The 2,192-nt window shown below is 41.4% G+C and carries 3 protein-coding genes; 2 read left to right on the forward strand and 1 reads right to left on the reverse strand.

The window, feature by feature from the left end:
- Positions 1 to 544 (forward strand): LysR substrate-binding domain-containing protein (locus H5154_RS22570; RefSeq protein ID WP_259398595.1); only part of this gene is annotated, 544 nt, incomplete at its 5' end.
- 640 nt (positions 545 to 1,184) lie between these two features.
- On the opposite strand, the gene H5154_RS22575 is transcribed toward H5154_RS22570, so the two are convergent.
- The gene (locus H5154_RS22575; protein WP_182719707.1) at positions 1,185 to 1,940 is read right to left on the reverse strand and encodes an SDR family NAD(P)-dependent oxidoreductase; all 756 of its coding nucleotides are present in this window, start codon (positions 1,938 to 1,940) and stop codon (positions 1,185 to 1,187) included.
- A 166-nt stretch (positions 1,941 to 2,106) separates the two neighbouring features.
- Here H5154_RS22575 and H5154_RS24230 point away from each other — a divergent pair.
- The coding region (locus H5154_RS24230; protein ID WP_404936179.1) for a LysR family transcriptional regulator at positions 2,107 to 2,192 on the forward strand (86 nt) is incomplete at its 3' end.

The raw sequence follows: 2,192 nt of genomic DNA on the forward strand, positions 1-2,192 counted from the left end.
ATACCCCAACATACGCCTAAAGATCAGCAGCGCAGATTATCGAGTTGATATAATTAAAGAAAGCATTGATTGCGTCATTCGAGTGGGTAATCTTGACGATAGCAGCCTTATCGCTCGCCCATTAACGCTGTACCGAAGCGTAAACTGTGTGTCGCCAAGCTATGTTGAAAAATATGGTATTCCACAGAGTCTTGCAGAATTAGCCAATCATAAACTGATCGAATATTCTCATACGCTTGGTAATCTCGATGCCCAATTTGAATACATGGAAGGCGACAAGGTAAAACAACAATCCATGCCAAGTAGCCTAGCGGTTAATGGCACAGATGCTTATTTAGATGCTTGCTTAGCAGGGCTTGGCATTGCCCAACTCCCCGCGATTGGTGCAGAAAACCTCATCAAGAAAGGCCAGCTCATTTCTGTCCTACCTCAATTTGAAGCCGAGCCAATGCCGGTGTCTTTACTCTATTCATCACGTAGACAACCAACTAAACGCCTAACTGTCTTTATGGATTGGCTGCAATCAATCACCCTAGCAAGATAATAAAAGTCACAGCGCTTTGGGTCACGTTATTGAAAAACACCTATTGTGAAAAACGCCTTATACATGTTCCAAAAAAGTTTATTTGAAAATATTTTAATAACTAAACCTTTAAAGTAGTCACACTCTCAATATAATTCTCTGCTTCTCAGTTAAGGGCACTATGAAATATAAACAGCATTTTTGAAATCTTGAGGGTTATCGCTCACAGCCGTAATATCGGCAAAGTGGTAGAAGCGGACATTGATGATTCTTGATGTGTGAAGTCAAGATTTGACCCCTCTGGCTTTCACAGCAACGCCAATTAGAACGTGAGTTAAAGGACTTAAGACGCGAAAAATCCTTATTACCACTATTGAATAAAGCCTCAACAGTTGAAATTACCTTCTGCCCAGCCTGTAATAATAGGGCTGGGTTAATGCAAAAAGCGAAAGCAAAATTCAGATAAAAAAAGCCACTGTAATTTATGTGAATAAGTCTTAACTTGAACTGTCAAAGCAAGTCTGAGCCAGTAAACACTGCTCGAGTTTAACTAATTCTGACAATATATTAAGAGCTTTATAGTAGCGATGAAAGCCCTCACGCAGAGGGCTTTGAATCCTTATAAAAAATAATGCGGCAGAGCACCAAGATTAGCTGAAAATTAAAGAAACATACCGCCAGACGCTTCTATACGCTGTCCCGTAATCCAGCCGCTGTCTTCACTCAGCAACATGGCAACGGCTTTACCAATATCGTCAGCCTCCCCAACCCGACCCAAAGCGGTAACAGATGCCACCATTTGGTTCACTTGTTGGTTGTCACGCACATTACCACCGCCAAAGTCTGTCGCAATAGCACCGGGTGCCAAGGTATTTACGCGAATTTGTCGGTTTGCGAACTCTTTTGCCATATAGCGTGTCATGACTTCGACTGCACCTTTGGCCATCGCGTAGGCACTTGAACCTGGCATACTAAAACGTGCCAAACCTGAAGAAATATTGAGAATATGACCGCCGTCTTTAATATGCGGTAATAATGCTTGCGTTAAAAAGAAAGGTCCCTTTACATGGATTGCCAGCATATTTTCTAGCTCTTCATAAGTGGTTTCTTCAACACTTGCCCGTAAACCTACGCCAGCGTTATTTAACAAATAATCGAAATCGCTTCGTGCAAATTCATTGGTCAACAACCCCTTAACCTGACTAACAAATTCAGGAATGGCATCAAAATCGCGCGTATCCAATTGAAGGGCAAAGGCTTTTTGGCCTTTTTGTTGAATCTCTTCAATCACATCTTGTGCCGCTTGAACATTATTGTGATAAGTAAAAATAACGTCTATGCCTTTGTCAGCTAACGCTAAAGCACTGTTTCTTCCTAACCCACGGCTAGCACCAGTAATAATTGCTAATTTATTCATCACTCTCTCCAATCTATTCTGTAACAATTTTAAAACCTTAAACCATAGCGGCTCTGACCACGTAGAACAGAGTAGATAATTTATTGTGTTCGATATACATGACAAAAGTGATAACATTGTTCGGATAAAACAAACAAAGGTAGAAGATGTGGACAAATTTGAAGCCATGCAGCGCTTTGTATTGGTTGCTCAATTTGGCAGCTTTACCAAGGCAGCAGACGCACTTGGCCTGCCAAAGTCAAGCGTATCAAG

Origin of the sequence: Pseudoalteromonas sp. SR44-5, from assembly GCF_014163675.1 — a bacterium.
GTDB classification, from domain to species: Bacteria; Pseudomonadota; Gammaproteobacteria; order Enterobacterales; family Alteromonadaceae; genus Pseudoalteromonas; species Pseudoalteromonas rhizosphaerae.

Bases quoted from the DNA above. Each gene is read 5' to 3' on its own strand.
- H5154_RS22575 (WP_182719707.1), bottom strand. From the start codon at position 1,940: ATGAATAAATTAGCAATTATTACTGGTGCTAGCCGTGGGTTAGGAAGA.